27 protein-coding genes are annotated in these 24,646 nt (G+C 68.5%); 8 read left to right on the top strand and 19 right to left on the bottom strand.

The genetic code is table 11. The annotated features are described in order from the left end of the window. The first annotated feature begins 23 nt into the window (after positions 1-23). Positions 24-485: a DUF1707 domain-containing protein gene (locus ACGF3A_RS06760; protein ID WP_393726454.1), complete on the top strand. Its 462-nt coding sequence runs from the start codon at positions 24-26 to the stop codon at positions 483-485. 34 nt (positions 486-519) lie between these two features. Continuing rightward, positions 520-741 (top strand): hypothetical protein, encoded by a 222-nt coding sequence (locus ACGF3A_RS06755; protein ID WP_393726452.1) that lies wholly within the window; start codon positions 520-522, stop codon positions 739-741. A gap of 165 nt (positions 742-906) precedes the next feature. Here the strand turns inward: ACGF3A_RS06755 and ACGF3A_RS06750 are convergent, their stop codons facing one another. From ACGF3A_RS06750 to ACGF3A_RS06695, 12 genes are all read right to left on the bottom strand, one after another. Next, a complete protein-coding gene (locus ACGF3A_RS06750) occupies positions 907-2,811 on the bottom strand; it encodes a UvrD-helicase domain-containing protein (protein WP_393726450.1) in 1,905 nt (634 codons plus the stop codon). Further along, positions 2,808-4,688: an ATP-dependent endonuclease gene (locus ACGF3A_RS06745; RefSeq protein ID WP_393726448.1), complete on the bottom strand. Its 1,881-nt coding sequence runs from the start codon at positions 4,686-4,688 to the stop codon at positions 2,808-2,810. The genes ACGF3A_RS06750 and ACGF3A_RS06745 overlap by 4 nt, the downstream gene beginning before the upstream one ends. 373 nt (positions 4,689-5,061) lie before the next feature. Beyond that, positions 5,062-5,397 (bottom strand): hypothetical protein, encoded by a 336-nt coding sequence (locus tag ACGF3A_RS06740; protein WP_393726446.1) that lies wholly within the window; start codon positions 5,395-5,397, stop codon positions 5,062-5,064. A 78-nt stretch (positions 5,398-5,475) separates the two neighbouring features. Beyond that, positions 5,476-5,889 (bottom strand): hypothetical protein, encoded by a 414-nt coding sequence (locus ACGF3A_RS06735; protein ID WP_393726444.1) that lies wholly within the window; start codon positions 5,887-5,889, stop codon positions 5,476-5,478. Positions 5,890-5,966: 77 nt separating this feature from the next. Beyond that, positions 5,967-7,697 (bottom strand): relaxase/mobilization nuclease domain-containing protein, encoded by a 1,731-nt coding sequence (locus ACGF3A_RS06730; RefSeq protein ID WP_393726442.1) that lies wholly within the window; start codon positions 7,695-7,697, stop codon positions 5,967-5,969. A 5-nt stretch (positions 7,698-7,702) separates the two neighbouring features. Then, positions 7,703-8,077 (bottom strand): plasmid mobilization protein, encoded by a 375-nt coding sequence (locus ACGF3A_RS06725; protein ID WP_393726440.1) that lies wholly within the window; start codon positions 8,075-8,077, stop codon positions 7,703-7,705. Positions 8,078-8,328: 251 nt separating this feature from the next. Next, positions 8,329-8,553, bottom strand: coding sequence for a hypothetical protein (locus ACGF3A_RS06720; protein ID WP_393726438.1), 225 nt, complete (start codon positions 8,551-8,553; stop codon positions 8,329-8,331). Between the two features lie 135 nt (positions 8,554-8,688). Continuing rightward, positions 8,689-9,687, bottom strand: coding sequence for a DUF2637 domain-containing protein (locus ACGF3A_RS06715; RefSeq protein ID WP_393726436.1), 999 nt, complete (start codon positions 9,685-9,687; stop codon positions 8,689-8,691). Beyond that, entirely contained in the window at positions 9,684-10,238 is a 555-nt protein-coding gene (locus ACGF3A_RS06710; RefSeq protein ID WP_393726434.1) for a WhiB family transcriptional regulator, read from the bottom strand. Before ACGF3A_RS06710 ends, ACGF3A_RS06715 begins: the two co-directional genes overlap by 4 nt. Positions 10,239-10,328: 90 nt before the next feature. Next, the gene (locus tag ACGF3A_RS06705) at positions 10,329-11,033 is read right to left on the bottom strand and encodes an ATP-binding protein (protein WP_393726432.1); all 705 of its coding nucleotides are present in this window, start codon (positions 11,031-11,033) and stop codon (positions 10,329-10,331) included. After that, a complete protein-coding gene (locus tag ACGF3A_RS06700) occupies positions 11,033-11,980 on the bottom strand; it encodes a hypothetical protein (protein ID WP_393726430.1) in 948 nt (315 codons plus the stop codon). The genes ACGF3A_RS06705 and ACGF3A_RS06700 overlap by 1 nt, the downstream gene beginning before the upstream one ends. Positions 11,981-11,982: 2 nt before the next feature. Continuing rightward, entirely contained in the window at positions 11,983-12,255 is a 273-nt protein-coding gene (locus tag ACGF3A_RS06695) for a hypothetical protein (RefSeq protein WP_393726428.1), read from the bottom strand. A 364-nt stretch (positions 12,256-12,619) separates the two neighbouring features. Here ACGF3A_RS06695 and ACGF3A_RS06690 point away from each other — a divergent pair, with 364 nt between their 5' ends. From ACGF3A_RS06690 to ACGF3A_RS06675, 4 genes are all read left to right on the top strand, one after another. Next, positions 12,620-13,156, top strand: coding sequence for a helix-turn-helix domain-containing protein (locus tag ACGF3A_RS06690; protein ID WP_393727187.1), 537 nt, complete (start codon positions 12,620-12,622; stop codon positions 13,154-13,156). Between the two features lie 425 nt (positions 13,157-13,581). Continuing rightward, positions 13,582-13,968, top strand: coding sequence for a hypothetical protein (locus tag ACGF3A_RS06685; RefSeq protein WP_393726426.1), 387 nt, complete (start codon positions 13,582-13,584; stop codon positions 13,966-13,968). Between the two features lie 3 nt (positions 13,969-13,971). Further along, complete coding sequence (locus tag ACGF3A_RS06680) at positions 13,972-15,180, top strand: MAB_1171c family putative transporter (RefSeq protein WP_393726424.1); 1,209 nt, start codon at positions 13,972-13,974, stop codon at positions 15,178-15,180. Further along, positions 15,177-15,797, top strand: a complete 621-nt coding sequence (locus ACGF3A_RS06675) for a hypothetical protein (RefSeq protein WP_393726422.1) — start codon at positions 15,177-15,179, stop codon at positions 15,795-15,797. Before ACGF3A_RS06680 ends, ACGF3A_RS06675 begins: the two co-directional genes overlap by 4 nt. A 577-nt stretch (positions 15,798-16,374) precedes the next feature. Here the strand turns inward: ACGF3A_RS06675 and ACGF3A_RS06670 are convergent. From ACGF3A_RS06670 to ACGF3A_RS06655, 4 genes are all read right to left on the bottom strand, one after another. Then, positions 16,375-17,838, bottom strand: coding sequence for an endonuclease/exonuclease/phosphatase family protein (locus ACGF3A_RS06670; protein WP_393726420.1), 1,464 nt, complete (start codon positions 17,836-17,838; stop codon positions 16,375-16,377). 444 nt (positions 17,839-18,282) lie between these two features. Then, on the bottom strand, positions 18,283-18,864 hold the full coding sequence (locus ACGF3A_RS06665) for an exonuclease domain-containing protein (protein WP_393726418.1): 582 nt from the start codon (positions 18,862-18,864) through the stop codon (positions 18,283-18,285). Between the two features lie 269 nt (positions 18,865-19,133). Further along, positions 19,134-19,883 carry an ANTAR domain-containing protein gene (locus tag ACGF3A_RS06660; RefSeq protein ID WP_393726416.1) on the bottom strand — a complete coding sequence of 250 codons (750 nt, stop codon included), beginning with the start codon at positions 19,881-19,883 and terminating at the stop codon, positions 19,134-19,136. A 61-nt stretch (positions 19,884-19,944) separates the two neighbouring features. Next, positions 19,945-20,610, bottom strand: coding sequence for an ANTAR domain-containing protein (locus tag ACGF3A_RS06655; RefSeq protein ID WP_393726414.1), 666 nt, complete (start codon positions 20,608-20,610; stop codon positions 19,945-19,947). Positions 20,611-20,792: 182 nt separating this feature from the next. On the opposite strand from ACGF3A_RS06655, the gene ACGF3A_RS06650 reads away from it, so the two are divergent. Next, entirely contained in the window at positions 20,793-21,281 is a 489-nt protein-coding gene (locus tag ACGF3A_RS06650; RefSeq protein ID WP_393726413.1) for a hypothetical protein, read from the top strand. A gap of 73 nt (positions 21,282-21,354) precedes the next feature. Next, positions 21,355-22,188, top strand: coding sequence for a transposase family protein (locus tag ACGF3A_RS06645; protein ID WP_393726411.1), 834 nt, complete (start codon positions 21,355-21,357; stop codon positions 22,186-22,188). Positions 22,189-22,542: 354 nt separating this feature from the next. Here ACGF3A_RS06645 and ACGF3A_RS06640 read toward each other — a convergent pair whose 3' ends face one another. From ACGF3A_RS06640 to ACGF3A_RS06630, 3 genes are read right to left on the bottom strand one after another with little or no spacing between them, the layout of a single operon-like run. Beyond that, a complete protein-coding gene (locus tag ACGF3A_RS06640; protein WP_393726409.1) occupies positions 22,543-23,163 on the bottom strand; it encodes an HAD family hydrolase in 621 nt (206 codons plus the stop codon). 30 nt (positions 23,164-23,193) lie between these two features. Beyond that, positions 23,194-23,802, bottom strand: a complete 609-nt coding sequence (locus ACGF3A_RS06635; RefSeq protein ID WP_393726408.1) for a PIG-L deacetylase family protein — start codon at positions 23,800-23,802, stop codon at positions 23,194-23,196. Then, positions 23,802-24,632: a 5'-3' exonuclease H3TH domain-containing protein gene (locus ACGF3A_RS06630; RefSeq protein ID WP_393726406.1), complete on the bottom strand. Its 831-nt coding sequence runs from the start codon at positions 24,630-24,632 to the stop codon at positions 23,802-23,804. Before ACGF3A_RS06630 ends, ACGF3A_RS06635 begins: the two co-directional genes overlap by 1 nt. Positions 24,633-24,646: the final 14 nt, after the last annotated feature.

Raw genomic sequence — 24,646 nt, 5'->3', positions numbered from 1 at the left:
TGACGCGCTTGGGAGGCCCGCTCGTGCTCCATCGACCCACCACCCTGTCCGCCTACGACTCCTCCGCACCACCCACGACGCGTGCCTCCGACACCGATCGCAACATCGTGCTCACGATCCTCGGCACAGCCCTGGCCAACGGCCGCCTCGACCAGGCCGAGCGCGACGACCGCTCCAGCGCCGCACTCGCCGCCCAGACTCTGGCGGAGCTGGCTTCGGTGACCTCCGACCTGCCCGAGGCGGACGACCGCGCTCGCGAAGTACGCCGCGCTCGACGCCGCGCCGCAACGCTCAAGAAGTGGATCAAATGCTGGCGGATCTGGGCGCAAGTCGCTCTGTGCACGAACGCGTTCTGGGCCGCTGACAGCCTCGCCCGCAAAGAACTGACCGCCTACTGGCCCGCGTACATGCTCGGCACGTGGGCGGCCGTACTCCTCGCCTGCATGCTCTCCACCCTCAAAAACGTCCAGCGCTCCCGCCTCTGACCAGCTCGCGCCTTAACACCCACGGAGACACCCCATGTCCCACACGCTCACCGTTGGACAACTGATCCACCAGCTCCAGACCCTCGACCACGACCTGCCGGTCTTCCTCGCCATCAACCCCGACTGGCCCTTCGCCCACCGCATCGACCGCGTCGTCACCGTGCCCGACGGACCCAGCACCGTGGCCTACATCGCCGAGAACGGCCAAGAGGGCTACCTCCCACCCGCTGTTCGAACCGAACTGTCCTGGTCCTAAGACCACCCTCCGCCCGCGACACGGCCCGCTATGCCGTGTCGCGGGCCTCTTCCTCTTCACGTCACTGCCGGGGTACGGGGCCCGCCAACCAGCGGCCCAACCCACAAGGTGTCGGAGACGCACCGCGGCAAACGGGCGAGACGGGCCCGCTGGGACCGATGCAAGTCAGTGCTCGGTGAGGTCCCGGACGTTCCAGCCCGCTTCGATCATCACTTCCGCGTACCGCTTGCCGCGGTCGCGGTGGGCGGCGAGTGCCAGCAGGTGGGTGGGGCGCGTCGCCCCGACGAAGACGAGCTGCACAGCGGCCTGGACGCTCTTGAGCTCCCGTCGGGGGTCGCTCCCCTCCGCGACCATGCGGAGCGCCTCGGTCACGTCGAACTTCTTGCCGTTCTTCTCAAGGCACTCCAGGATCAGCGTCGCCGCATGGGTCTCGCCCTTCGCGCTCTGAATGGTCCCGGGTACGGCCCGCACCGTCGGCGCTGCGGCGGAACTCCTGGGGACGCCGCCCGCTGCTGTGGCCGCCTCGGCCGCGGGGGTGAACTCCAGGCCGACAGCCTTCAGCGGCCGGTCGGCGAGCAGCTTCATCTGGACGGTCAGCTGCTCGGTGATCATGGCCCAGCCTGCCTCGTCGAACGCGGTTCCGTGGACGAGAAGTTCACGCAGCAGGATTCGCACCCTGCCTCCGGGGGTCGCCGCAGACCTCTCCAGGCGGCCCAGCGCCGGTAGCCCTTCGCCGGTCAGGGGCGTGAAGCACGCGCGCAGAGCGTTCCACAACTCGCTGACCGCTTCATGGCTGTCCGCACCGGACCTCCACTGGGCCCCTGCCGCGCGGGCCACGTCGATCAGAGCGCGGTGGGCCGTCGGGCGGCCGGGCGGGGTGTAGCCGGGCACATAGCAGGAGATCGACTGCGGGTAGGCATCGGAAGCTCCCCGGGCCTGCCGCGCGCCCAGCACACGCGGCGGACGCCTATTGAGGACATCTTCGGGGACGCTTACGGCGGCCATACGTTCGAAGGTCGGCACGACATCAGTCGCTGTGGCCTCGTCGAACAGCAATACCGCCACCTGGCCGTCGGGACCGGCTCCGTGGACTTGCTGGGGGCGCCGGACGGCCAAGCGGCTGGCCACAACTGCGATCTGCGGTCCGAAGCGGCGGCTAACCGGCAGCTCTGCGGCGCCGGAAAGCGGGAACGCCGAGACGGGTCCGCTCATGGCGCCAGCGTCACTGTAAATGCCCTGGTTGGTGTCGCCTACCCGCTGCACCACGGTGGGCGAGGAGGCGAAGACGAGGTCCAGCAGTTCGTGCTGGGTGGCGCTGGTGTCCTGCATCTCGTCGAGGAGAACGAACGGGAAGCGCGCAGAGACAGCGGGGACGATGCCGGGGCGCTCGGCGAGGTACTGCTGGGCGATGGCGTACATGTCCTGGTAACGGAAGACGCCTCGGCGGGCCAGAGCCCACTTGAGGTTGGACAACTGCTTGCTGCTGGTTGTCTCAGCTCGGAAGGGGGGTTCCCTGGTCGCGCCGGTGACCACGAGTTCACCGTCCTTGTAGGTGAACATCGCACCGGTGACAATGCCGGTGCCATCGCGCTGACGTTCCACGTAGCTGCGCAGGGTGGAGTAGTTGGGGTGTTGCAGGAGGCGGATTGCTGCGGTCTCGAAGGCCGTGTCGTCCACGGACCGGACCTCGACGCCCTTGGCCCGCACGGCCGGCAGCGCGAGGAAGGTGTGCACGAAGGACTGAATGGTGCCGATGAAGTGCGGGTAGCGCAGCAGCCTCCGGCCCGCAGCAAGAGAGGCCACTCGGTCAGCGATCTCATTCTTGGCCGTGTTGGTGTGGGACAGCACGCATACCCCGCACGTCACGGAGGTCCATGCGTCGGCCATGAGCGCGAGCTTGAGCCCGATCAAGGTGGTCTTGCCCGACCCCGGGGCGGCCTGAAGGTCCTGTGTAGCCTCGCTCTGCAGGAAGTCCCACTGCTCGGCGTCGAGCGGGTCGAGTCCGAGGAGCTTCAGCATCGCCTCCACCTTGTGCGTGGCAAAGGCATCGGGCAGGTGGATGCCGGTCACGGGGCCACCTCGCCGCACAGGTGCCTGAAGGCGTCGACCAAATAGGGTGGAACGTCGCTCTCCGTGAGCGAGGTGGAGGCGAGGAGCTGCGCGGCGAATTGCGCGGTGATCGACTTACTGGCTCTGTCGAGCTTGAGCGGTCTGTAGATCTTCAGGGCCGCCTGTTCCAGAGTGAGGTTCTGGCGTTCCCACTCGTCGACGTCCTTGTCGGCCCGGAGGATGATCTGATCGGTCTTGGCGCCGTCAGGCCACGACCGTTCTGCAACGGATGCGAGTTTGACCGCGCGGTGCATCAGCCTGGCCATGGCCCAGGAGGCGACCGCGAGGTCGTACTCCAAGGTCCACCAGTTCGACACGAAGGTCTTCACTGGCCCGTCGTCGTCAGTGGCGAGGTCCGTGACATGCGCGGCGATCTCCTGCTTTGTCATCTCGTCCCAGCACTTCAGGCCGCCGCGCATCTCCTCCGGGGTGTCGGCGGGGACGAGGTCGCGGTCGCGAATACAGGCGATCGGGACGGGGATCTGCTCGCCGGAGCGCTGGAAGACGCGGCTGTACCGGAACAGGCCGACGTGGCCGACGTTGACCACGCTGACGCCGTGCTCGTTGAAGGGCATGCCCAGGCCGGCAGCGAGAGCGGGCAGGAAGATTGCCTCAGCGTCGCCCTCGACGATCGCCAGGCCCCGGGCGAAGAACATGTTGGCCTTGGTGACGTCCAGGAACCGGGTCAGGAACGCGTAGTCCTCGCCGTTCAGGCGCGTGATGCCGCGCCGCAACGGGAAGGTGCGGCCCCGGACGACGAGGGTCAGACACTCGACGGGCGTCGACGAGGCGAGGTTGGGGCTGTGGGTGGTGAGGATGACCTGGACCGGGGCCGTACCGCGTTTCTGCGGCCCTTGGGCCTTGTCGCGGAGCAGGTCCATGATCCGCGTCTGGAGCTGGGGGTGGAGGTGCGCCTCGGGCTCCTCGATCAACAGCAGGGGTGCCAGTTCACTCTTGCCCAGCAGAAGGAGCTCTGCGGCCATGAACAAGGCATTGTTGTAGCCGAGCCCGCGGCGCGTCCACTCGTCCGACTCAGCGAAGAGGTTCAGTTCGAGCCGTTCCAATGCGCGGGCCAGCGTGGCGTCGGTTGCAACGCTGATCTTGGCGCGCAGGACATCATCGCCGATGGCGAACCGCTGCAGGTAAGCCGAGTTGATGTCTTGGCTCACATCAGAGACGGCATCGTTGTCTCGGATGTCGTGCTCGGCGCGGCGTAGAATCCCCACCAGCGTGGAGGGAGGGTCATCGCCCTCGGGGTTGTAGTCATCGATACCCTGATCCTTCATCGCCGGGTAGCCAGCGAGGATCTGGGACAGCCGTGATCCGCGGCCCGATCGCAGTTCCGCCTCCGCGTCGCGCAGGGGGCGCAGATAGGTGGCGCGGAGCAGTTCGCGTGCGGCGCCATCCAGGGCGGGGCCGTTGCCGTCCGGTCCGGTTCGGGTGGTGACCGAGACGCGGTTCCGGACCGGGTCCATCCGCTGGGCCTTGAACGTCACGCAAAGCCAGGTAGCGCCGCTGCGGTCGTGGGTGAGCAGTTCCAGGAAGACCGCCTGCTCCTCGGTCGACAGGTCGGTGAACCCGCACACAATAGTGAAGGTCTCCGCCCGCCCGTCCTTCCCGAGGTGGAAGTCGTCCTGAGAGACCCGGTAGTAGTCCGTCGCCGCTGTCTGCAGGCACAGTCGGATCGCGTCAATGATCGCCGTCTTCCCACTGTCGTTCTCGCCGACGAGCACGTTCGTCCCGGCCATGAACGACAGGTTCAGCGATGCGTCCGTCTCGCCCTCACTCTCGGCCGCAGCTCCGAAGACCCGGAAGTTCTCGACCCGAAGATGTGCCAAGTACACAGATTCCCCCGCTGACGGAGCCGCGGCGCCCTCTTCTCCGGGAAGGAGGCCCCTGGGCTGCGCGGGCCGTGATCGATATTTCCGAGATCTTATGCTCTCCCGGGCCGCCGCCGGGGTAATCCGGCATATTTCCATCAACTACCTGGACTACATCCTCAAAGGCGACGGCTCGGAGCCGATGTGAGCCGCAGGCCACCACGACAACAAGGGCCGCGAGGAAGCCGCCACGGCCAACCTGGTTGCAGACAGGTCAAGATCCCCCACGGACTTCGAAGAGAGCCCAGGCGCCTCCAGTACGTCCGCTGAAATTCGGCTCCTGACAACAAAGCTTGGGCCGTTCCACGATCGATACGGCCCCGCTTCGGCGTCAGGCAGCCTTGGTCCCCGCTTCCAGGGCGTCGATGGCCGCCATCGCCTCCGCGCGCTTCTTCGGATCCACACGGGCCAGGTGCCACAGCAGGTCCACCACCTGCTGCACGGTCGCGTCGCTCACAGGCTTCGTCTGGGGCTCGGGCGAAGGAGTGGTCTGGGACGTCCGGGAGTTCGGGAGATCTCGGAGGTCGAGTCCTCCGTAGTGGCTCCCGGCGATCTGGATCGCGGTCGAGATCTGTGCTCCGTCGCCGATGTAGTTGGTGTTGCGCGACCGGTAACGTGTGGTGTTCTCGGTGCGGCTGCGTATGTCGTGGTCTCCTGCGTCAGCCATACGTGCAACGTATGACAGCAGTTGGCGAATATGCCAACGGTCTACGCGCTCTGGACGACGGCACGAGTCCCGGGCCGGTCAGCCCCACGTTCCAGGGGCAAAGCCCTCGGGAAGGTAGGTGCCGGCGAGTGTGCCGTCGTAGCCGGTGTCCCGTACGACGGCTTCCAGGCTCGGGTACTTCTGGCCGCCCTCGCCCGCCATGGCGTCGAACTCGGCCCGGGTCAGCTCGGGCTCGTGCCATTCATGGGCACAGCGGCAGCGCAGGAAGATCTGGTTTTGGCGGTCGCAGATGACCAGCCATTCGCGGCGGGCGGCGCACTTCGCGCACATCACGGTGATCCCGGTGATGGTGATCCGGTCTGGGTGCGTGGTGGTCTGTATCCGGGTGGAGTCGTCCGGTTCGCTCGCGTCCTGGAGGCGCAGGAGCGGGTCGTCGGCGAGTGTCTTCTCCGGCGTGAGCGTTCTGGACTTCTGGAGTTCTTCGGTGGGCATGTGCATCGACTCCTTGTGTTCCTTTGACCAGCCCTAACAGGCTCGGGGCGGTGTCGTCCACACCTTGGGTGGCGGCTTCAGCGCCGGTGCCGGTGTTCGGGCGGGGCGGGGTTGTGTGTCGGCCCGGCGACGTGTGTCTGCTCCTGCCAGGGCTGTTGCGCGGGGGAACGGGGGGCGGCGGGGCGCTGTGGTGCGTCCGCGGGGAGTTGGCCGAGGCGCCGCAGGCGCCAGACCAGGACGTCGGTGACGCGGTCGGCGGTGTTCAGCTCGCGCCAGGCGACGGCCTGCTGGAGCAGGGTTTCGGGGTCGTGTCCGGCGCGTTCGGCCTGGTCGAGGGTGGCGACCAGGGCGTCCCAGCCGTATTCGCGGCGAAGGGTGCCGGTGCGGCCGGGAAGAGCGGCTTCGACGGCGCCGAGGTGACGGTTCCGTACGTGCTCGGGAAGGCGGCGGCCTTGTGCCCGCATCGCGCGCAGGGGCGCGGTCGCGGCCGTGCGGTAGGCGGCTCGGAGCTGGTCAGCGGCTTGCCGTGCGGCTGCGGCCTGCTGGTGGTGTCGGCGGGCGGTGTGCCAGCGGGCGGCGGCGATGGTGGCCAGGACCAGCGTGGACAAAAGCATGGCGGTCGCGCCGCCGTCTTCGCCGCGTCCCAGGGCGTTGCCGGCCTGGATGATGCCGCGCGCGGCGTCGCGGACAGCGCGGCCCTCGGCGCGTTCGGCGCGGGTGTGCCAGCGGGTGGCGCGTTCGAAGGCGCGGGCGGCTTCGGTCACCTGCTGCCGGGTGGAGGCGGGCGAGGTGTGGGCGAGGGCGTCGAGGACTTCGCCGAGCCCGGAGAGCTGTGCGGCGGCCTCTGCTTCGTCACCGCCGTTGTAGGCCGTGGTGGTGCGCTCCACGATGCTGGCGGCCTCGCGTCGAGCACGTGCCGGAGCCGCCCGCTGGTGGGGGCGGGTTTCGGAGTGTGGCTCGTCGGCTCCTTCCGGGTGGCCGAGGCGTTGGCGGATCTTGGGGAGGGAGAGGTCGGGGGCGAGGCGGGAGCCGGGGAACCAGATCGGCGTCCCGTCGCGGTTGCGGTCGCCGGGCAGGGCGACCTTGTAGCCGAGCACGTCGCCGGAGGGCGCGAGGCGCCGATCGACGCGCACTCCGGCGTCGGTGAGGCGGCGGAAGAACTCGGCTTCGTCCGCGGCTCCGGCAACGGCCTGGCGGACGTGGTCGCGCAGGAGTTCGCGGGCGGTGGCGGTGCGGCCCGCGCGTTCGGCCTTGGCGCGCTCGGCGCTGGTGGGGCGCTTGGCGGCGGTACCGTCACCAGGGTTGAGCCGACGGAGGTCGAAGTCCTTCTCGATCTGGCGGCATGCGGCCTGGGCGCGGTTGTAGTCGTCGTGGCGGCGGGGGGCGCGGCCGTCCTGGCGCTTGAGGGTGGCGACGATGTGGATGTGGTCGTCGGCGTGGCGCACGGCGATCCAGCGGCACGCGTGCTCGTCGCCTTCTTCGGCGATGCCGGTGGCGTGCACGACGCGGCGGGCGACTTCAGCCCACTCGGCGTCGGACAGGTGTCGGTCGTCGGCGTCGGCGCGGACGGGGCAGTGCCACACGTGCCGGGCCGGGCGGCGGTGCTCCGGTACGGCCTGGACGGGGAGGTCGAGCCGCTCTTGCAGTTGCTTGAGCGTGGCGGCCGGATCGCGGCCGGGATCGGGGGTCAGTTCCGGTCGCCAGGCGGCGACCTGGTGTGGGTCGAGGTGTTCGTCGCGGCGGCCGGGGCCGTAGAGGTAGGCGAGCAGGCCGTACGTCCGCCCGCCGAGGGAGATGTCGGGCACCATGACGGTCAGCGCCTCGCGATCTCGGTCGCGGCGGCCTCGACGCGGGCGGCGGCGCGCAGTACGCGGGCGAGCGTGTCGTCCGCGTACGGGGCCTCGGCACCGGAGTTGAGGGCCTTGGCCACCTGGTTGAGGTTGTTGCCGACGCGGGCGAGCTGGGCGGAGGCACGCATCAGCTCTTCGACGAGGGCGCGCTGGTTCATCAGCCAGCTCTGGGGGCCGTCTTGGGCGCGGGCGACGGCGACCGCGGCGTCGGCGAGGAACCCGGCCACCCGCATGCCCATGGTGGCGGCGGCCTGTTGGACGTCGGCGAGTTCGTCGGCGGTCAGGCGGACGCTGCGGACGCGGTCGCGGTACTGGGCGTGGCGAAGGCGCGGGCGCATGCGCGTCTCGACGACGGCGTGCGGCGTCTCCCCCTCCTCCGGCTGCGATCCGCCCTCGGTCGCAGCCTCGTGGTCCGGCGCCCCCTGGTGCCGGACCTCCCCCGCCCCTCCTGGGGCAGGGGCATGCCCTTGCGAAACTCCCTCGTCGGCTTGTCCGGCGAGGGAGTTTCGCAAGGTATAGCTTGCTCGGCCTCGTGCCGGGCGGTCGAACGAGTGCTCCTCGTCGGGGGCAGCCGGGTGTTCCGGGGCGGTCATCGGATGCCGTCTGCGGCTTCGAGCCGGACGTCGCGCAGGATCTCGGCGATGTAGTCGAGCGCGAGAACGGGGTGGTGCAGGGTGCGGGGCGTGCTCGACTGCGTCCGCTGCACCGTCCAGGAGCGGTCGGGGCCCGGTTCGGCACGGTGCAGGTGACCGTGACCGCGTAGGACGGCGAGCCACACGTCAATCTCGTCGATGGTCGGTGGGGTGGTGCGCACGAGAGGTTCTCCTTCGCGGAGGACAGTTGGCGTGGGCGAGTTCGGTGACCGGGGCCGGGCGGACAACCCCCGGATCCTGTGTCCGGAGTGACCGGGTGACCGGAGAGAAGGGGTGTCCGCCCGGCGGTTCGGCGGTCACCCGGTGGAGCGGAGGGTGTGGTTGTCCGCCTCGGCGCGGAGCTGCTGCATCAGCTCGGTCAGCCGGTCGTTGGACAGCGAGAGGCCCTCTCCCCGGACGGCGTCCGCGACGACCTTGCGGGTCAGCTTCCCCGCGTCGGTGACCGCCCGGCGGGCCAGAGCGAGCAGCTCGTCGGCGTCACCGGCCTTGGGTCGGTTCTCCGTGCCCGTGCTGGAGGACGGGGCCTTCGACGGCGCATCCGATACGGAGGCGTTCCGCTCCCGGGGACGGGCCCGTTCACCGTGTCCGGGTCTGGCATCCGGATCGTTGTCCGAGACTGCGGTGTCCTCGTCCTGGCGCTCCAGGACGGCCTCGGGCTCCGTGACCGGCTCGCCACTCGGGTTGTCCGGGCGGAGGGTGTCCGCCGGGTGACCGGTGGCACCGGCGGACAGCGCCGAAAGCTGCTCTCCCGCGACCGCTCGGGAACGGTGACCGGCCGGAGTGTCCGGGGCGTCCGCCGAGATCCGCTCGGCGCGGACAGCGGTGTCCGCAGCGCCTGCGGTGACCGGGTGACCGGCCTCGGTGGCGGCGCGGCGGGCGATGAGGATGTAGAGGTGGACAGCTCCGGCCAGGGCGAGCGGGGCGAGCGTGGACAGCACGCCGACCGTCACGTCGCCGAGCCGGAGACCCCCGCCGCCGGGTTGGTCGTTGAGACGGACAGCATGGAGGGCGTTGGCCCAGATCGACGCGGCCGTGGCGGTGCCGAACAGGGCCCATACGTAGCAGCGGGCGCCGAGGGAGGCGCTGCGCATGACGAGCACCGCGCGGACCCCGTAGCCGATGAAGCCGTCGATCACGAGGGGGAAGAGGTAGGTCAGCAGACCGCGGATGTGGATGGCGACAGCCATCTGCTGGAGCGCGTCGTACGAAAGGGCGCATCCGGCGGCACCGAGGGAGACGATGGCGGCGCGGTCCCAGCCGGTGATGCGCACCGGTATCGCGTCGGTGTAGGTCACGCGGCCGTCCCCAGCTCGTCGCGGCCCGGGGCCGGGGCGCTCCACGAGGTGTCGTTGTTCTGGTGCTCGTCGACCGCGCGGTTGCGGGTCTCCCGGCGCACCTGACGGTAGAGCTTCTCAGCGTGCTCCTGGGTGATCTTCAGCAGCCAGGCGAGGCGGTCGGCCGGGATGCCGGCCTGGAAGGCGGCGCGGGTCGCCGAGCGGCGTTCGGCGGTGGTGAGGTGGATGTCGCGCCCGGCCAGCACGGTGTTGACGCGGCCGTAGTCGAGGCGGCTGGGGAGGTTCTCGTGCAGCGGTTCGCGCTCCTCCTCGGTCATCCCGCCCCGGATACCGAACCGGTCGACGTTCTCCAAGGCGGCATCCAGGCAGGTCCGGCGGACCAGGCACTGGGCGCACAGGGCTTTGGCGGCGCGGATGCGGTCCATCTCCTCCGGCTCCGGGAAGAAGATCTCCACGTCGACCGGGTGGGCGGGGGTAGAGCGGCAGGCGGCGTGGTTGTGCCAGGTGTGGTCGCCGAGGATGCGCGGCTCGGCGGACTCCGTGTGGTGCATGAAGGTGTCTCCGATCGGCCCCCGGGGCGCGTTCGGGCAGGCGCGGGCCCAGGGGATTGTGCGTGAAGGGGTGACGGGCTGGCTGCCGGTTCAGGCGGTGGCGACGCGGAGCGAGGCGGCCAGGGCGCGTCTGCGGTCGGGGCCGTCAAGGATGACCTTGTCGGTCATCTCGGTCAGCCGGGAGGCGACGCGGTCGCCGATGTGCGCGCGCAGGTCGGCCATGCCGAGGTTGGTGGTGACCAGAGTCGGGAGCATCTCGTTGTAGCGGCGGTTGATCAGCCGCATCGTGATCTCCTCGGTCCACTCCGACGCCTTCGCGGCGCCGAGGTCGTCGACGATCAGCAGCGGGCAGCGGGCCAGGTCCTGGAGTTCACGCTCGCCGTCGCTGCCGGGCCGGGGCCGCAGTTCGGCGTACAGGTCGGCGGCGGTCGTCGCCTTCCACCGCAGCCGTACTCCGACGGCGAGCAACGAGCGGACCGCGCCGTACGCCTGGTGGGTCTTGCCAGTGCCGGTCGTGCCGACAATCAGCAGCGACCGCCCCCGGGCGATCCCCGGTGCCCCCTCCGGGCCCCGCCGACCGGCAGCGGCGATCTCGCGTACCCAGGCGGCGACGGCGGGGTGGTCGGCCACGGCGTCCTGGTAGCGGGCCGGGATACGGGCCTGGGCGGCCTCCAGCGCTGCGCTGGGCTCGGCCCCGTCGGCGACCGGGGCGTCCGGGTCGATGCCCCGGGACTTGAGGATCCCCGCTAGGCGCCGCGCGATGCCGCCGACGGGCTGGGCGTCGACGTCGCGCATCACAACTCCTCGGCGTAGGCAGCGGCAGGGTCGGCGGGGTTGGCCCAGGCCCGGTGACCGCGCACGGTATTCGCGGATTCCGGCCGCACCAAGCCGCCGGTCGGGCCGGTTGCGTTCATCGCCTCGTGGACCAGGCTCGGCAAGGTGCTCGGATGCAGGCCCTTGGCCCGGTGCCGGGCCATTCCAGCGCGGATGTGCCCGGGGGCGATGCCCTCGGCGAGCAGCTTGGCGACTTCGCGTCCGAGGTGGCCGAGCACGTCGTTCGGCGGGCGGTGGGCGCAGGAGGCGGCGTACTCGGCGATGAGCTGCTGCGTCGAGACGGACTCCGGTGCGGGCGCGGCAGCGCCCCCCGAAGGGGGAGATCCTAGATCCACGTTCCTAGGTCCTAGATCCGGACCGTGAGTATTCGCTGCTGGTGCACTGGTTGCGTCGTGAGTATGCAGTGAGGGCTCACGGAATGCCTTATGACCTGCTGCTTCATGATCCGGTGAGGGCTCATGCGGGACGTCGGAGTCCTCACTGCGCACTCCGTGAGCCTGCGCTGAGGGCTCAGGCACGGTGTCCTGAGCCTGCGGTGCATCCCCGGCGCCGGGGGTATCGACATCGTGCTGCGGGCAGGCCGGGTGGCGGACCCCGCCTCGGCGGTTGATCTTCTGGTGCTTGTGCCAGGTGATGATGTGCAGGTACCTCTTACCGTCCTCACCTCCGTAGCGGCAGATCAGACCGGCCGCAGCGAGCTGGTTCAGATCGTCCTCGACGCCGACCGGGCCGTGCTCGGGCCGTAGCGACCACAGCAGCCCGGTGAGCACGGCAGGCTGGTCCCGGAAGCGACCGTGGTCGTCGGCCTGGGTAAGCAGCCCGAAGAACGTGCGCTCGGCGGTCAGCGAGACTTCGGCGAGCGTCTCGGAGGTGAACGCCTCCGGCTTGATGGTGCGAATCCGCGCCATGATCACTCACCCCCCGTGCCGTGGGCGTACTGGACCAGAGGCCGCAGAGTTCCCGAGGGAAGGTCGAGGTCGTGGGGTTCGGTCCAGTCCACGCCCTGGTAGGTACGGATCACCCAGCGGGCGGCGGAGACCCGCTGCGCCCGGGTCATGGGCAGGCCGTTGCCTTCGTGGTCGTACGCGCGGGCATGGGCGCTCGGCCAGGACAGCCCAGGCGCACGCTGGGTGACGCGGATGATGGTCGCGCCCGGCACCATGTCCGCGAGGAGATGGGCCAAGCGTCGGCGGCGATCGGCAGAAGCGGCGCCCGGGGCAGCGTCCGTCGATGTTTCGCGCGGCGATGGGGGCATGCGAGAATCCCTCACTCGTAGGTGGGGTGGGCCCGGCGGTTCTCGTCGAAAAGGCCGGCCGGTCCGTCCCAGTTATGGATCCGTGCCTCGTCGAAGGGCGCGGACGCGGTGTCCGGGGTGACCGCCCCGGACACCGATTCACCGCTCCCCGCGACCGGCGTCTCAGCTCGGTCGTCGGTCTACACGCCCTCCCTTAGCTCACTGACCAGGCATTTCCGTCCCGTATTCGCATCAGTTGATGGCGATGGAACGACCATAGGCTGATGAGGACGGAGCATGTCAACTGGTGAAGATGATCGAACCCGCGCTAGACGTGTATCGTTTTCACCAGTCGATGACGCGACGCCGACCAGCAGATTCGGACCGCACCGAGGAGAGAGGCACTGCCATGGGCGACGGCCCTCCAGAGCCGGGGGACTCCCTCGCAGACAAGATCGACCGCCTCTTCGAGACGATCCACCCCAAGGGGCGTGGCCCGTACTCGTACAAGGAGGTCGAGGCCGGCATCCGCGACCAGGGCGGCCCGGTGATGTCCTCCAGCTACATCTGGCAGCTCAGAACGGGCAAGCGGGACAACCCGACCATGCGGCACCTGGAAGCCCTCGCTGGCTTCTTTGGGGTGTCGCCGTCGTACTTCTTCGACGAGGAGGAGTCCGAGCGCATCACCGCCGAGCTGTCGATGCTCGCGACGATGCGCGATCAGCAGGTTCGCTCGGTCGCCATGCGCGCCAGCGGGCTCTCCACGGAGACCCTGGAAACGATCAAGGGATTCATCGAGCGAGCCCGGGACCTCGAAGGGTTGAACCGCGGCGAGAAGACCGACGAGTAAACGTGGCCCATGCCACAGGCGGTACGCCGGATTACGGAACCATATAGATCCCAAGATCGCGTCAAAGTCAGTTCATCCAGTTGTTACCGGATGTCCGATTACCGCAGAACGCTGCGCAACGTCGATCTGACGGGCCGTGACTCGCTGGCGATAGAAGAATCACAGGGACCGGAACCCGCGACTTACTTTCAGGCGGAATCCTTCTAGGATTCGGGCACCTGCAAATGAGCAGACCCCGAACCTGTTCCGCCCTGAAGCATCACCCGGGAGTTCCGTTGCGTCTTCGACGACGACTCCAGGTCCGAGCGTCTCACCAGAACGCGCGAGACCTCCAAGATCCACTATTCGGGATCGAGATACCCGCCCCGTTCAACCTCGGCAGGTTCTGCAATGCCGTCTCCAAGCACCGCAAGCGCCCCCTCGTCGTGGAGGCAGTCGAGGGAGTAAACGGCCAGGAGGACGAACTGTGCGGCTTGTGGGTGGAACTCGATAGCGCTGACTACGTGTTCTACGAAGCATCGACTTCCCCGCTCCACCGTGATCACATCGTGCTGCACGAGATCAGCCACATCCTCCTCGGGCACACCACCTCCAACGGGGTGGATCCCGTCGCCAACCTCGGCGCCCTGTTCACGGGCATCGACCCGAGCACGGTCCGGAACGTGCTGGGCAGAGCCAACTTCAGCACCCCACAGGAGCGTGAAGCCGAGCAGCTCGCTACACGGATTGCCGGCCGATCCGTACTCAAATACCCGCCTAAAAGGCGTGCGCCTGAGCTTGACCGCATCGACAACGCTCTTCGTTACGAGTGACCCATGCAATTGATTGAATTTTTTATCACGGCACTGCTGTGGGTCACCACGATTTGGCGTGGAACCAAGGATTGGCGTCCGGGGCAGAGCAGGGCCCTTTGGTGGGCGTTCTTCGGCTTGACCGTGATGATGACGCTTCGATTGCCTGTCGGGCGAATGCTCGATGAGATGCTTGGAGTTGCGGACCTCTCATACCTGTTGAAGCATCTCTTCGGTGGAGTTCTTGGCTCGGCCGCCTTGCTGGCGTTCCTGAAGGACGTCTCCGGGAATCGGGACACCAGGGTCACGACGAAGAGGCTGCGCATAGCCCTCCCTATCGTGACGGCAATCTGCATGTCCGCCCTGTTCTTCGCGAAGCTCCAGCCATACGAAACTCTCGCGATCTACCAGGACTTCGGAGCACGGCTGGCACTCCTGCTCTACACAGTGATCTTTCTCGGGTTCCTCAGCCTCTCCCTCTGCAACGGCGTTCGCGTCTCCTGGCGATGGGGCCGGGATAAGGGAAACGGGGCTCTGGGCTGGGGACTTCGCCTCATCGGGATTGGCCTCGGCATCGGAGTCGTCTACGCCCTGGTACGCATCATCGCGCTGGTCACCCGATTCGAGGGGAACGGAGTTCTACCCGGCAACCTCGACGACCAGGTGACGAGCTACCTCTTGCTGACGACGCTCTTCCTGGTCGTCACCGGGAGCACGCTCCCCGTCCTGGGCAAGCTGCGCTCATGGCAGGGCGAGCGGCGCGGACTACACCGTCTTCGTGCGCTGTGGCGCGAGCTGACGGAGGCGGTGCCCTCCGTGCGGCTCGACCCTCCTCGTAGGCGCATCGCCGAGCTGCTCGACGTCCGGCACGTCCAGGACCGGCTCTACCGCCGCACCGTGGAGATCCGCGACGCGGCGCTCACCCTCAACGACCATGTGACGACCGATGTCGAGCTGCGCGCCCACGAGCACGTTGCGGCCGACGGCCTGATCGGCACCCAGGCCGAAACCGCGGCTGAAGCCTGCCGACTGGCAGCAGCACGCCGAGCCCGCCTTCGGGGGGACGCGTCCACTCCCCGACCCCACGAACCCTCCGGCGGCGGATCCAATCTGACCAGCGAGATTCGTGCCCTGACCCAACTGTCCGACGCCTACTTCTCCAATCTCACCCGCTCGTTCATCGACGCGACCGAGCACCGTCCTTCCGCCCCCACGCTGGAGACACAGCAATGAGCACGTTCACGCCCCCCACCCCGCCTTCCTACGCCGAGGCCACGCCGAAGATGAAGGCCGCCAAGCTCGTCACGGACATCCTGGCGCCCGCCAACCTCGTGATCGTGCTCCTGCTCGTCATCGGCTGGCACAGCACCCACAGCTTCACCGGCGTCGGCTGGGGCCTGTTCGCCGCGCTGTTCTGCGGCATCATCCCGATCACCATCGTCCAGCTCGGCGTACGACGCGGCAGCCTCACCGACAAGCACGTGCGTGTCCGCAAGCAGCGCATCGTCCCGCTCGCGGCGAGCCTCGTCTCCGTCGTCGTCGGCATCGTGCTGCTGTACGTGCTCGACGCGCCGAAGGACGTGTCCGCGCTCGTCGTCGCCATGCTCGTCGGCCTCGCCTCGGTCCTGCTCGTGACCGTGTGGTGGCAGATCTCCGCCCACAACGCGGTTGCCGGCGGCTCCGTGATGATCCTGCTGCTGGTCTTCGGCCTCCCCGCCCTGCCCACCGCGCTGATCGTCTTCCTCATCGGCTGGTCCCGACGGCTCCTCAAGGCTCACACCATGGTCCAGCTCGTGTGCGGAACCGCGCTCGGCGCCATCTCAGCCATCGTCTTCACCTTGCTGCGCTGATTGGTCGGCTGACCGACATCACGTGGCTCCGTTCACAAGAACGGGCAGCACTTCGACACCGGCTCGGGAGGCGGTAGGCGGTCGCGCGCCGACCGGAATGCTCGCGAGTTTCGACAGCGCCGAGGCTTCCTGAAGCGGGCCCCGTGACCCGGACGCGGGGGCCGGTAGAAGTCCGTTGTCGGTCCGCCTCAGCACCTATGGCGCCGCCGGGCGCGAACCACCCCGCCAACCGCAGTTGTCCGGCCAGAGCGAGTGGGCCTTCGCCCGCGTGAGCGTGGTGCGCATGAGCGCCTGAGCCCGGATGAGTCGGACCGTGGGTGGGATCGGTTAAGCGACAGGGGTGAGGCTCCACCGAAGCCATAGCGCCAGGTGACCAAGTTCGGCGGCCTGGACGAGCTATTCGAGGGTCCACTCCTTCGTACTCCGATCCACCTCAATGCTGATCAGCCGCCCCTTACCCGATCGGTGCCGCAGTTGGGCGCACCTCCTGTGCGGGGAAAGCCACCGGGAGCCGGGACGCATAGAGAACGCCCGGGACGCGCCCCCGCCTCCGCGCCCCGGGCCGCACGCTCACTCCCTAGCGGGTCTCTCCCGCGTCGACGCTGATCTCGTTCGCCTGATCCCGCGTCGATGCCCCGGTCCGGTCGGGGTCCCCTGCGCCCGTACCGACGCGGCTCGAGTCCCGCTCCTTGTCGTCCTGCCCGTGCTCGGCCTGCTCCTGCTTCTCACGGTCGTCCCTGTCCTGCTGCTCGTGCTCGGCCTGGTCCCGCTTCAGCTCGTCGTGCGGCGGTACGTAGTCCAGCCCCTTGTGCTCCCAGTCGTAGCGGTAGCCGCGCACGATGAGGCCGTTGGCGCCGGGCTGGAGATAGCCGGTGTGGTCCGGGTTCTGGATCTGCCTGTCGCCGTTCAGCTTCCAGTGCTGTTCCTCGTCGCCGGGGTCGCAGCGCGTGGCGACGGTGTCGTTGCCGTTCCGCGCGATGCAGGTGTCGGAGCTTTCACCGTAGGCGAGCAGGTACTCGCCCGGATCGGAGCTGAAGCGCACCTGCACCGTGTAGTAGGGGTTGCTCTTGTCACGGCCGTGCCGGTAGGGCAGGAGCGCCGGTTCGCCGTCCCTGATACGGGAGATGACCGAGCCGCTCTCGTGCTTCGAGAAGAAGCGGTACGTATGCCCCGGGAGCGGCGCCTGGCACGACAGATCGCGTTTGCGGCATCCCTGGTAGTCGAACAGCAGCCCATGGTGGTCGGAGTTGAGCCAGTGCCGCTCGACGCGCTGGCTCACGTTGGTGGGCGCCCCTTCCATGCCGAAATCGATTTCATTACCGCCCTGGTGAGTGGGCTGGCGCACGGCCACGATGCGGTTCTGCATGTCGGCGGGCATGTCGGAGGGGCGGGTGTTGAAGTCAGCGTTCATGTGCCAGTTCGCATCGGGAACGCCACGCCTCTGCATTTCCTGCCGGGCGGTCTCGTACATGTCGTTGGCGTTACTCGGTCCCCGCGAGCGGCCGTGGCCGTTGAAGTACCAGTCGTTGCCCAGCCGAATCCCCATGATCGGCCGGGAGTCATCGTTGTTGCCGTTGTGGACGGGGAGTTGCACGACGTCGGTGGCGGTCTCCCTGGTGACAATGGCCAGCCCGTTGCGCTGCTGGCCGACCTCCACCCAGTAGATGTTCAAGAGGTCCGGCCGGTCCGGCCCGCCGAAATGCAGCGTGTGCTCGGTGACACCTGTGCCCACGAACCTGTGCTCGTTCCACACGGCACGCTCAGGTGGCGCGCTGCCCGCTTCCTGGAGGGCCAGGACGTCTGTGTGACGCATCCACTCCGGGACCATGTTCTGCCAACGTGACTCCGGACTGCCGCCGTCGCCCTGATTCTGGCCGCGCATGTTCCATTGGGCGGTCGTACGGTCCCCTGGCGCGGCCTCGGCCGACTGCGTGGAACCGGGTAAACCCCCCACCGCAAGCGGCATGGCCAGCAGGGCGCCGAGAGGCAACAGGCGAGCCAGTGTGGCCAGCCTGCCCCGCAGAGCATTACGTGAGTGCATAAGTCCTCTTTCCTCAGCGTCTATTGATGCTTCTCCCCATGTGAAGGATGTGGACCAGGAGATCCCGTCATGCTCGCCCATCACCTGCGTGACACAGAAGGGCACTCGAATAGCCGTTCCCGTCCCGTGACACCCTCATCACGGGACACGGAACCCGGTGACACGCTCCGCCCGAGCGCGGACTGAAGCATCAACTCGCAGCATTTGCGACGGTGTTGGGACCCAGGAGACCACCCGACGCACTCGACATGGGGCCACGCGAGGACCATGTGCGCTTGCCCGAACCTAGTGAAGAGCGTTCCCCGGCCAGCAATGGGGCATGGGTCCCACCGTCTTAACGAGAACCGTGCCCCATTGCTGGCCGTACGCGGGCTGACGGTCCTCGACCCCAGGCTGAGGACGCTGTCTCGCCTGTGCAATGTCTTCCGACCGCGGCGCTGCGGATCACCAGAGCGTGTCCGCCGTGGGCGCAGGTGCGGAGGCGGACGCGCCGGGCATGCGTGGTGGCACGGCAGCGGCGGTGAGGGCGTCCCAGGTCGGGTAGTGCTCGGCGAGGTGAAGCAGGAGCAGGGCGGCTGCGTGGGCGTCGAAGGCCGCGCGGTGCCGTTGTCCGGGCACTCCGCTCAGGTCGATGCCGGTCCGGTCGAGCAGCGCGTCCAGCCCGTACCTGCGGTGGACGGGGTCGGCGTTCTTGGCCAGGCGCAGGGTGTCGAGGACGCCGTCGGGCTGCCAGCCGGGCAGGTGCCGGGTGAGCGCGTTGTACTCGACGCTCGCGTTGTGGGCGGCGATCCACGCGCCCTCCAGCAGCTCGCGCACCTCGTCGCGGATCTGCTCCCAGGAGGGGGCGCCTTCGAGCATGGTGTTGGTGATGCCGTGGATACGGGTGATGCGGGCCGGGATCGGCTCCGGCGGCCTGATGAGCCACGTGCGCGCCTCCTCGGCCCGCGCTCGGCCGCCTTCGAGGGGGATTGCGGCGACCTCGACCAGATTTGGCGGGCTGGCGCCGTTGCCCTCTACGTCGATCACGTACAGCGGGTGGGGCCAGTCGGAACAGCTCTTCGATGTCACGTCGTGCCGTTCGGTAGTGGCTTCAGGGCGACTGCCGGTTGCGGATTCGGCGGTAGTAGTCGGCATGCGGCTCCGGACCGACCTGGGCTCGGCGCTCATCCAGTTGCTCCGTGTCCTTGATCGGAAACGGGCTTAGGTCGATTCTGATGGCTCTTGGAAATGGGTTGCTACTGACCGGAACTGTCCCCGCTGCACCAGGAGAGTCCGATCTTGTGGCGGTGGGGCCGTTATGCAGGGGGTGCGTCTTTCGGCGTCGCGGGTGGGGGTGCGGTTCGGGGGAGGTCGCCGGTGTCGATGATGTGGCGGGCGACGGAAGTGAGCAGGAGCTGGTGGCTGCGGGCGTGCTGGCGCATGGTGTCGAAGGCGTGGTCGAGGGTGCTGCTGTGCCGGGAGGCGAGGAGCCCTTTGGACTGTTCGATGACAATACGGCTGTGCAGGGCCGTGTGAAGCTGTTCGTTGACCGTCTCGGAGCGCTCCACGGTACGGGCGTGGAGCAGCCCGATGGTGGCGCTGGCGGCGAAGGCGCGGGCCACGACGAGGTCTTCAGGGGGCAGCGGTTCCTCGGTGGTACTCAGGAGCAGCAGGCTTCCCAGGATCGTGCCGCGCAGCCGCAGCGGTACCGCGCAGGCGTGGGTGTATCCCTGCGCGCGGGCGTGCGTGGCGAAGTCGTTCCACTCCGGGGGTGCCTCTGTGAGGCGGCCGGGGGCAACGGTGTCGCCGGTTTGGTAGGCGTCGCGGCCGGGCCCCTCGCGCGTCGCGAGGTCCAGCACCTGCTGCAGGGCGTGGCTCGGGTCGCAGGGGGCGGGGCTGTGGAAGCGCTGGCCAGGGTAGGCCAGCAGGACCGCAGCGTCCGCGACGGTGAAGATGTCACGGCAGCGGGCGAGCAGTTGCTGGAGGAAGTCGATCAGGTCGAAGTCGTCCACGAGGGTGTCGGCGAGTTCGACGAACGTCTCAGCGATCTTCTCTTCCCGACTCATGTCCTGTCTCCTGGATGTGGAAGCGCACCCCCCGACCGGGGCCCGCGTATGGCTGTGCCGTTCAGCCCGGCAGGTGCCGGTGGAGGACTTCACGGGCGACCTCGGTGATGGGCCGACTCTCGGCGAAGGCCCGGGCCCGTAGTCTGGCCAGGGCCTCGTCGATCGGAATGTCGAGGCGGTGGCTGAGGACGCCGGTGGCCTGGTGGACCTCGACACGGTGCAGGTCGACGACCCCGGCGGTCCGAGGCCCGTCCTGAGAACCGTCGGCTCCGGGGTGCCAGGCGAGCAGCCGGCCACACATGACATCGGCCACCAGCAGCCCGTCCGTGATCTGCCGGTCGCTCAGTGGCCCCGGCGTGTTCCGGTAGCCGGTCAGCGTCCCGATCCAGGCCGCCCCGGTACGTACCGCCCAGGCGCACACCACTCGTACGCCCAGCTCCCGCGCCTCCGCGGCGAACTGCGGCCAGCTCGTGCCCGGTCCGTCCATCTCGACCGTTATGAAGGACGCCGTCTCGAAGTCCGGCCACAGGCCCGGCCCCTGCCCCAGGGCGAACTGCGCGTCCGCCAGCCGGAGGCTGATCTCGTCGCTGAACCACACCAGTTCATCGCCCCACCGCAACGAGACTCCCAGTCCATCCAGCCCCAGCGCGTGCGCGCACCGCATCGCCCACACCCGCTGCTCCCCCGAGCTGTCGGCGCCGACCAGGTCGTCCAACAGCTCCCGCACAGACACCTCGTCAGGCAATGAAGTCCCGCCATCCTGAAGTCGTAGGTCAGGTGCCTGGTGTGAGCTGTGGCTGGTGGGCTCGGGCTGGTCGGGGGCGAGATGGTTAGCACGTGATCGTCCGTCACGGGTGGGGTCTGGCCTTCCGGGGCGGGCTCGGCGGCTGGCCGCGTAGGTTCCGCGGCATGACGGATGTGCTGGCGTGGACGGTGCAGCAGCGGCTTGAGCTGCAGGAACGTGCGGAGCTGCTGCGTAAGGAGCTGGTCGAGGTCGAGGGGAGGCTGGCTCGTCTGGAAGCCGCCGAGGCGGTCTTCGGGGAGTGGGCCGAGGCGACGGACGGCGGGCGGAGGTCGTCGGGCATCGTGGAGCCGGAGCCGGAGCCGGAGCCGGAGCCGGAGCCGGAGTCCGTGGCGGTGACGCCGGGGGCGGCCGGGATGCGGCTGGTCCCCGACCGTGTGGGCGGGATGGGGGTGGAGGCTCTGCCCTCGGACTATCGGCGGATCATGGAGATTGTCGCCGTTGCGGGCGGTCCGGTGATGGCCAAGGACGTGGCCGGCGCGATGGGCCGTGAGCTCACCCCGGCGAAGGTCGAGCCGGTCCGGGGGCAGCTGCGCAGACTCGCCGACCGGGGCTGGCTGGCCCGTACCGGAGCGGGTCGCTATCTGCCGCGCTGATTTTCCCGGGGCAGCGGCGGAGGGGCCGGTTCTGCCCGTAACGCAAGGGCCCCCGGCGGGTGTTGGTGAATCTGTGACGAAAAACCAGCCCGCCGAGGGCTCTCACCGTGCTGTCTATCAGGTTCGGCTCCCGCTGTCGAAGTCAACCATCGATCTCGTCGCCGGACTGATACGCCGGCACCGCAACCGGCTCGGGACCCGGTGGCGCAAGCTCGATCCCGGGAGCCAGGCGATCGTCGTCCTGGCCGTCCTCCGTCACGACCAGCGGCTCGCGGACATGGCCGGCGGCAACGACGTCTCGGCCTCCACCGTGCGCCGCTGGGTCGCCGAAGTGATCAACCTGCTCGCCGCGCGGGCCCCGCGCCTGGACCGCGCGCTGAAGAAGATAGCCACGAAGGGCGGTGCGGTCGTCCTGCTGGACGGCACCCTGGTCCGCACCCGACGGCGCACCGGGAAGGACAACCGGAAGAACTACAGCGGGAAACACAAGGCCCACGGCCTGCTGTTCCTCGCGCTGACCGACGTCAAGGGCAACCTGATCTGGATCTCCTCGGCAAGGCCCGGCCGGTCCAGCGAGATCACCGCCGCCCGCCACGACAAGGTCATCGCCCACCTCCGCGAGGCGGGTCTCGGCGCCCTGGCCGACCTCGGGTTCGTCGGTCTCGACGACCAGCCCGAGACCGACCCGGTGATCATCACCGGCCGCAAGGCCACCAAGAACCACAAGCTCACCGACGCGGAGAAGGAAGCGAACCGCCTACTCAACCGCGAACGCGCCGCCGTCGAACACGGCTTCGCCAACCTCAAGTCCTGGCGCATCCTCACCAAGGTCCGTATGAACGCCCGTCACGCGACCACCCTCCTGCGAGCCCTCCTCGTCCTCGCCAACGCCGAAGTCCAGAAGTGACCGACGATCTCCCCGCAACAATCACACCCCTGACCAGCGTGAGCACGTCATTCCCAGCCCACACCAGCCCCGTGACCTGCAAAGTCAGGATGAAACGATCTCAATGCTGGCCCTCCCGCTCCCCATGGAGGTCGGCCCATGAGATTCGCCACTCACTGTGGCGAACAGGCTACTCCGCGACGCCCCGGGCCGAGACCCTGCGGAGCCTTCCCCAAGCGTCAGACAGCAGACGGCTCAACAGCAGCACCACGAATCGCTTGTGCGCAAGAGCCGTCAGAAAAGGCGTAGTTCCGGATACGTCAAGAGGTGGCCTTTCTGCCGGGGTTCCTTGGACGGACACTGCTCGGTTCGGCGCTAGCTTCCGAGGGAGGGCGTCACGAGCTGGCGAAGCTGCTGAACGGTGCGGGTGGGCTCGGTTGCCAGGACGGGGGTGATGCCGAGTTCCCGCGCGGGGTGGAAGTTCGCTTCTATGTCGTCCACGAAGATGCACTCGTGGCCGAGGTGTCCGAGGCGTTCCAGCGTGATTTCGTAAATCTGGCGCTCCGGTTTGCGCATCCGTACTTCTTCCGAGAGCACGACGACATCGTGCCGTTCGTAGAGGTCCCAGGGTTCGTACGGGTTGAAGGGGTTCATGCCCATGCTGTTCGACAGAACGGCGGTCTTGAGCCCGGCGGTACGGATGGCTCGGGCCAGCTCGACGAGGGCTGGTTCGGGGTGGAGGGTGGCGAGAGCCCGGCGCATGAGGTCGGTTCCGTCGATGCCCAGCAGGGCTGCGATGCCTGTGTTCCAGGCTTCCTGGCTGATCTCGCCGCGTTCGAGCTGGGCGTTGAGGTGACGTCCGGTGGGGTGGGCGGAGACCGCGTGGAGGTAGGCGTCTTCGGGGAGTCCGGATTCTCGCGCGAAGACGCGGGCGGTCTCGTCCAGGTTGGTGGTGAGGACTCCGCCGAAGTCGAATATCACGGCCTTGTACGGCATGGCAGCTCCCGGTCTGTTCGGCGTGGGGTGCTACAGGTGGGTGGCGCCGGGGAGACGTCCGAGGATCGGTATGGCGGTGAAGGCTTCGGCGCGTGCCACTCCGGTGCGCTGGCCCCAAAGGGTGCTCAGGGTGTGTGCCATCGGGCCGAAGTGGTCGTCGATGGGCTGCGAGGCGTGCTCGGCCAGAGCCCGTCGTTTCTGGGGGTAGGTGCTGGTGATGTCGACGATCACGTCCGCGTCGACCGGGCCGTCCATGGTCAGCGAGTTGTAGGTGTCGCAGGAGTAGAGCCGTTGGGGCATTCCGGTGGCGATGTGCGCGTCGGGCAGTCCTGCGAGCACGGCGTGCGTGGTGGCGCGGTGGTCTGGGTGAACGTCGTGGACCGGGTGGGTGATCAGCACCTCGGGCCGGTGGCGTTCGATGAGGGAGAGCACGATTGCGTCGTCGAGGCGGGGAATGAGTTCCAGGTGAGTGCCCAGCACGGCCGCACCGGCAATGGCTTCCTCGTCACGCATGGCGTCGTGGGCGGGGACGGCGACGATGACGGGGGCGTGGAGGGCGTGGAGGGCGAGGGTGCCTCCGGTCCATAATTCGGCGTCGTCCGGGTGCGCCATGATGGCGAGGACGGATCCGGGAGCCATCACCACATCCCGAGCTTCTCGACGACATCGGCCGGGCGGGGTAGTGCCGGGCTAGCAGCGCCGGTGGGCTGCCAGGACACTGCGATGTCCCGGCGCATGCGGCTCAGCTCCCGCCAGCGCAGGACGTCCGGCCAGGTGTGGGCGACGGTGGCGCCCTTGGCCCCGGCCAGCCGGTCGGAGGCGCGCAGATCCTCCAGCGTGAAGCCGTCCGCGAGCAGCCGGGCGGCGGTCTTGGCACCGATGCCTTTGACGCCGGGGATGTTGTCGGAGGTGTCTCCGGTCAGCGCCCGGTAGTCCGGCCACTGGGCGGGGGTGACGCCGTAGCGCTGGTGCACTTCGGCTTCGGTGATGATGCGCCTGCTGGCGGCGCGCGAGCGGTTGATGATGCGGACCTGCTGTCCGTGCAGCAGTTGGTAGTAGTCCTGGTCGGCGCTCATGATCCGCACGGGGCGGTCGGTGTGGCGGTGGGTGAGGGTGGCGATGACGTCGTCGGCCTCGGCGTTCTCGATCTCGACCCAGACGATGCCGTAGTTGTCGAGGGCTTCCTTCATCGGCGCGAGGAACTGGAGCGGTTCCAACGCGGCCGGGGTCTCCTCGCGGTTGGCCTTGTAGTCCGCGTCGGCGTCTTTGCGATCGGCGCTGCCGTGTTCGCCGTCGAGTACCACGCACACCTCGACGGGTCCGACGTCCAGGTCATCGCGGATCGAGGCGCGCAGCAAGGCGAAGAAGGCGAACAGGCCGGTGAGGTTGCGGGTCTTGTCGCGGCTGTAGACGGGGGCCGGGAAGCCGAAGTGGCCGCGCCACAACACGTTGAAGCCGTCAACGAGCAACAGAGGAGCCTGGG

The organism is Streptomyces sp. NPDC048172 (assembly GCF_043202595.1).
GTDB lineage: Bacteria > Actinomycetota > Actinomycetes > Streptomycetales > Streptomycetaceae > Streptomyces.
Note: the sequence above shows the minus strand (reverse complement) of the source record. Positions and strands in the feature narration are given on the sequence as shown.

Bases quoted from the DNA above. Each gene is read 5' to 3' on its own strand.
- ACGF3A_RS06755 (WP_393726452.1), top strand. From the start codon at position 520: ATGTCCCACACGCTCACCGTTGGACAACTGATCCACCAGCTCCAGACC.
- ACGF3A_RS06740 (WP_393726446.1), bottom strand. From the start codon at position 5,397: ATGGCTGACGCAGGAGACCACGACATACGCAGCCGCACCGAGAACACC.
- ACGF3A_RS06735 (WP_393726444.1), bottom strand. From the start codon at position 5,889: ATGCCCACCGAAGAACTCCAGAAGTCCAGAACGCTCACGCCGGAGAAG.
- ACGF3A_RS06730 (WP_393726442.1), bottom strand. From the start codon at position 7,697: ATGGTGCCCGACATCTCCCTCGGCGGGCGGACGTACGGCCTGCTCGCC.
- ACGF3A_RS06725 (WP_393726440.1), bottom strand. From the start codon at position 8,077: ATGCGCCCGCGCCTTCGCCACGCCCAGTACCGCGACCGCGTCCGCAGC.
- ACGF3A_RS06710 (WP_393726434.1), bottom strand. From the start codon at position 10,238: ATGCACCACACGGAGTCCGCCGAGCCGCGCATCCTCGGCGACCACACC.
- ACGF3A_RS06705 (WP_393726432.1), bottom strand. From the start codon at position 11,033: ATGCGCGACGTCGACGCCCAGCCCGTCGGCGGCATCGCGCGGCGCCTA.
- ACGF3A_RS06700 (WP_393726430.1), bottom strand. From the start codon at position 11,980: ATGGCGCGGATTCGCACCATCAAGCCGGAGGCGTTCACCTCCGAGACG.
- ACGF3A_RS06690 (WP_393727187.1), top strand. From the start codon at position 12,620: ATGATCGAACCCGCGCTAGACGTGTATCGTTTTCACCAGTCGATGACG.
- ACGF3A_RS06680 (WP_393726424.1), top strand. From the start codon at position 13,972: ATGCAATTGATTGAATTTTTTATCACGGCACTGCTGTGGGTCACCACG.
- ACGF3A_RS06675 (WP_393726422.1), top strand. From the start codon at position 15,177: ATGAGCACGTTCACGCCCCCCACCCCGCCTTCCTACGCCGAGGCCACG.
- ACGF3A_RS06670 (WP_393726420.1), bottom strand. From the start codon at position 17,838: ATGCACTCACGTAATGCTCTGCGGGGCAGGCTGGCCACACTGGCTCGC.
- ACGF3A_RS06660 (WP_393726416.1), bottom strand. From the start codon at position 19,883: ATGAGTCGGGAAGAGAAGATCGCTGAGACGTTCGTCGAACTCGCCGAC.
- ACGF3A_RS06650 (WP_393726413.1), top strand. From the start codon at position 20,793: ATGACGGATGTGCTGGCGTGGACGGTGCAGCAGCGGCTTGAGCTGCAG.
- ACGF3A_RS06640 (WP_393726409.1), bottom strand. From the start codon at position 23,163: ATGCCGTACAAGGCCGTGATATTCGACTTCGGCGGAGTCCTCACCACC.
- ACGF3A_RS06635 (WP_393726408.1), bottom strand. From the start codon at position 23,802: ATGGCTCCCGGATCCGTCCTCGCCATCATGGCGCACCCGGACGACGCC.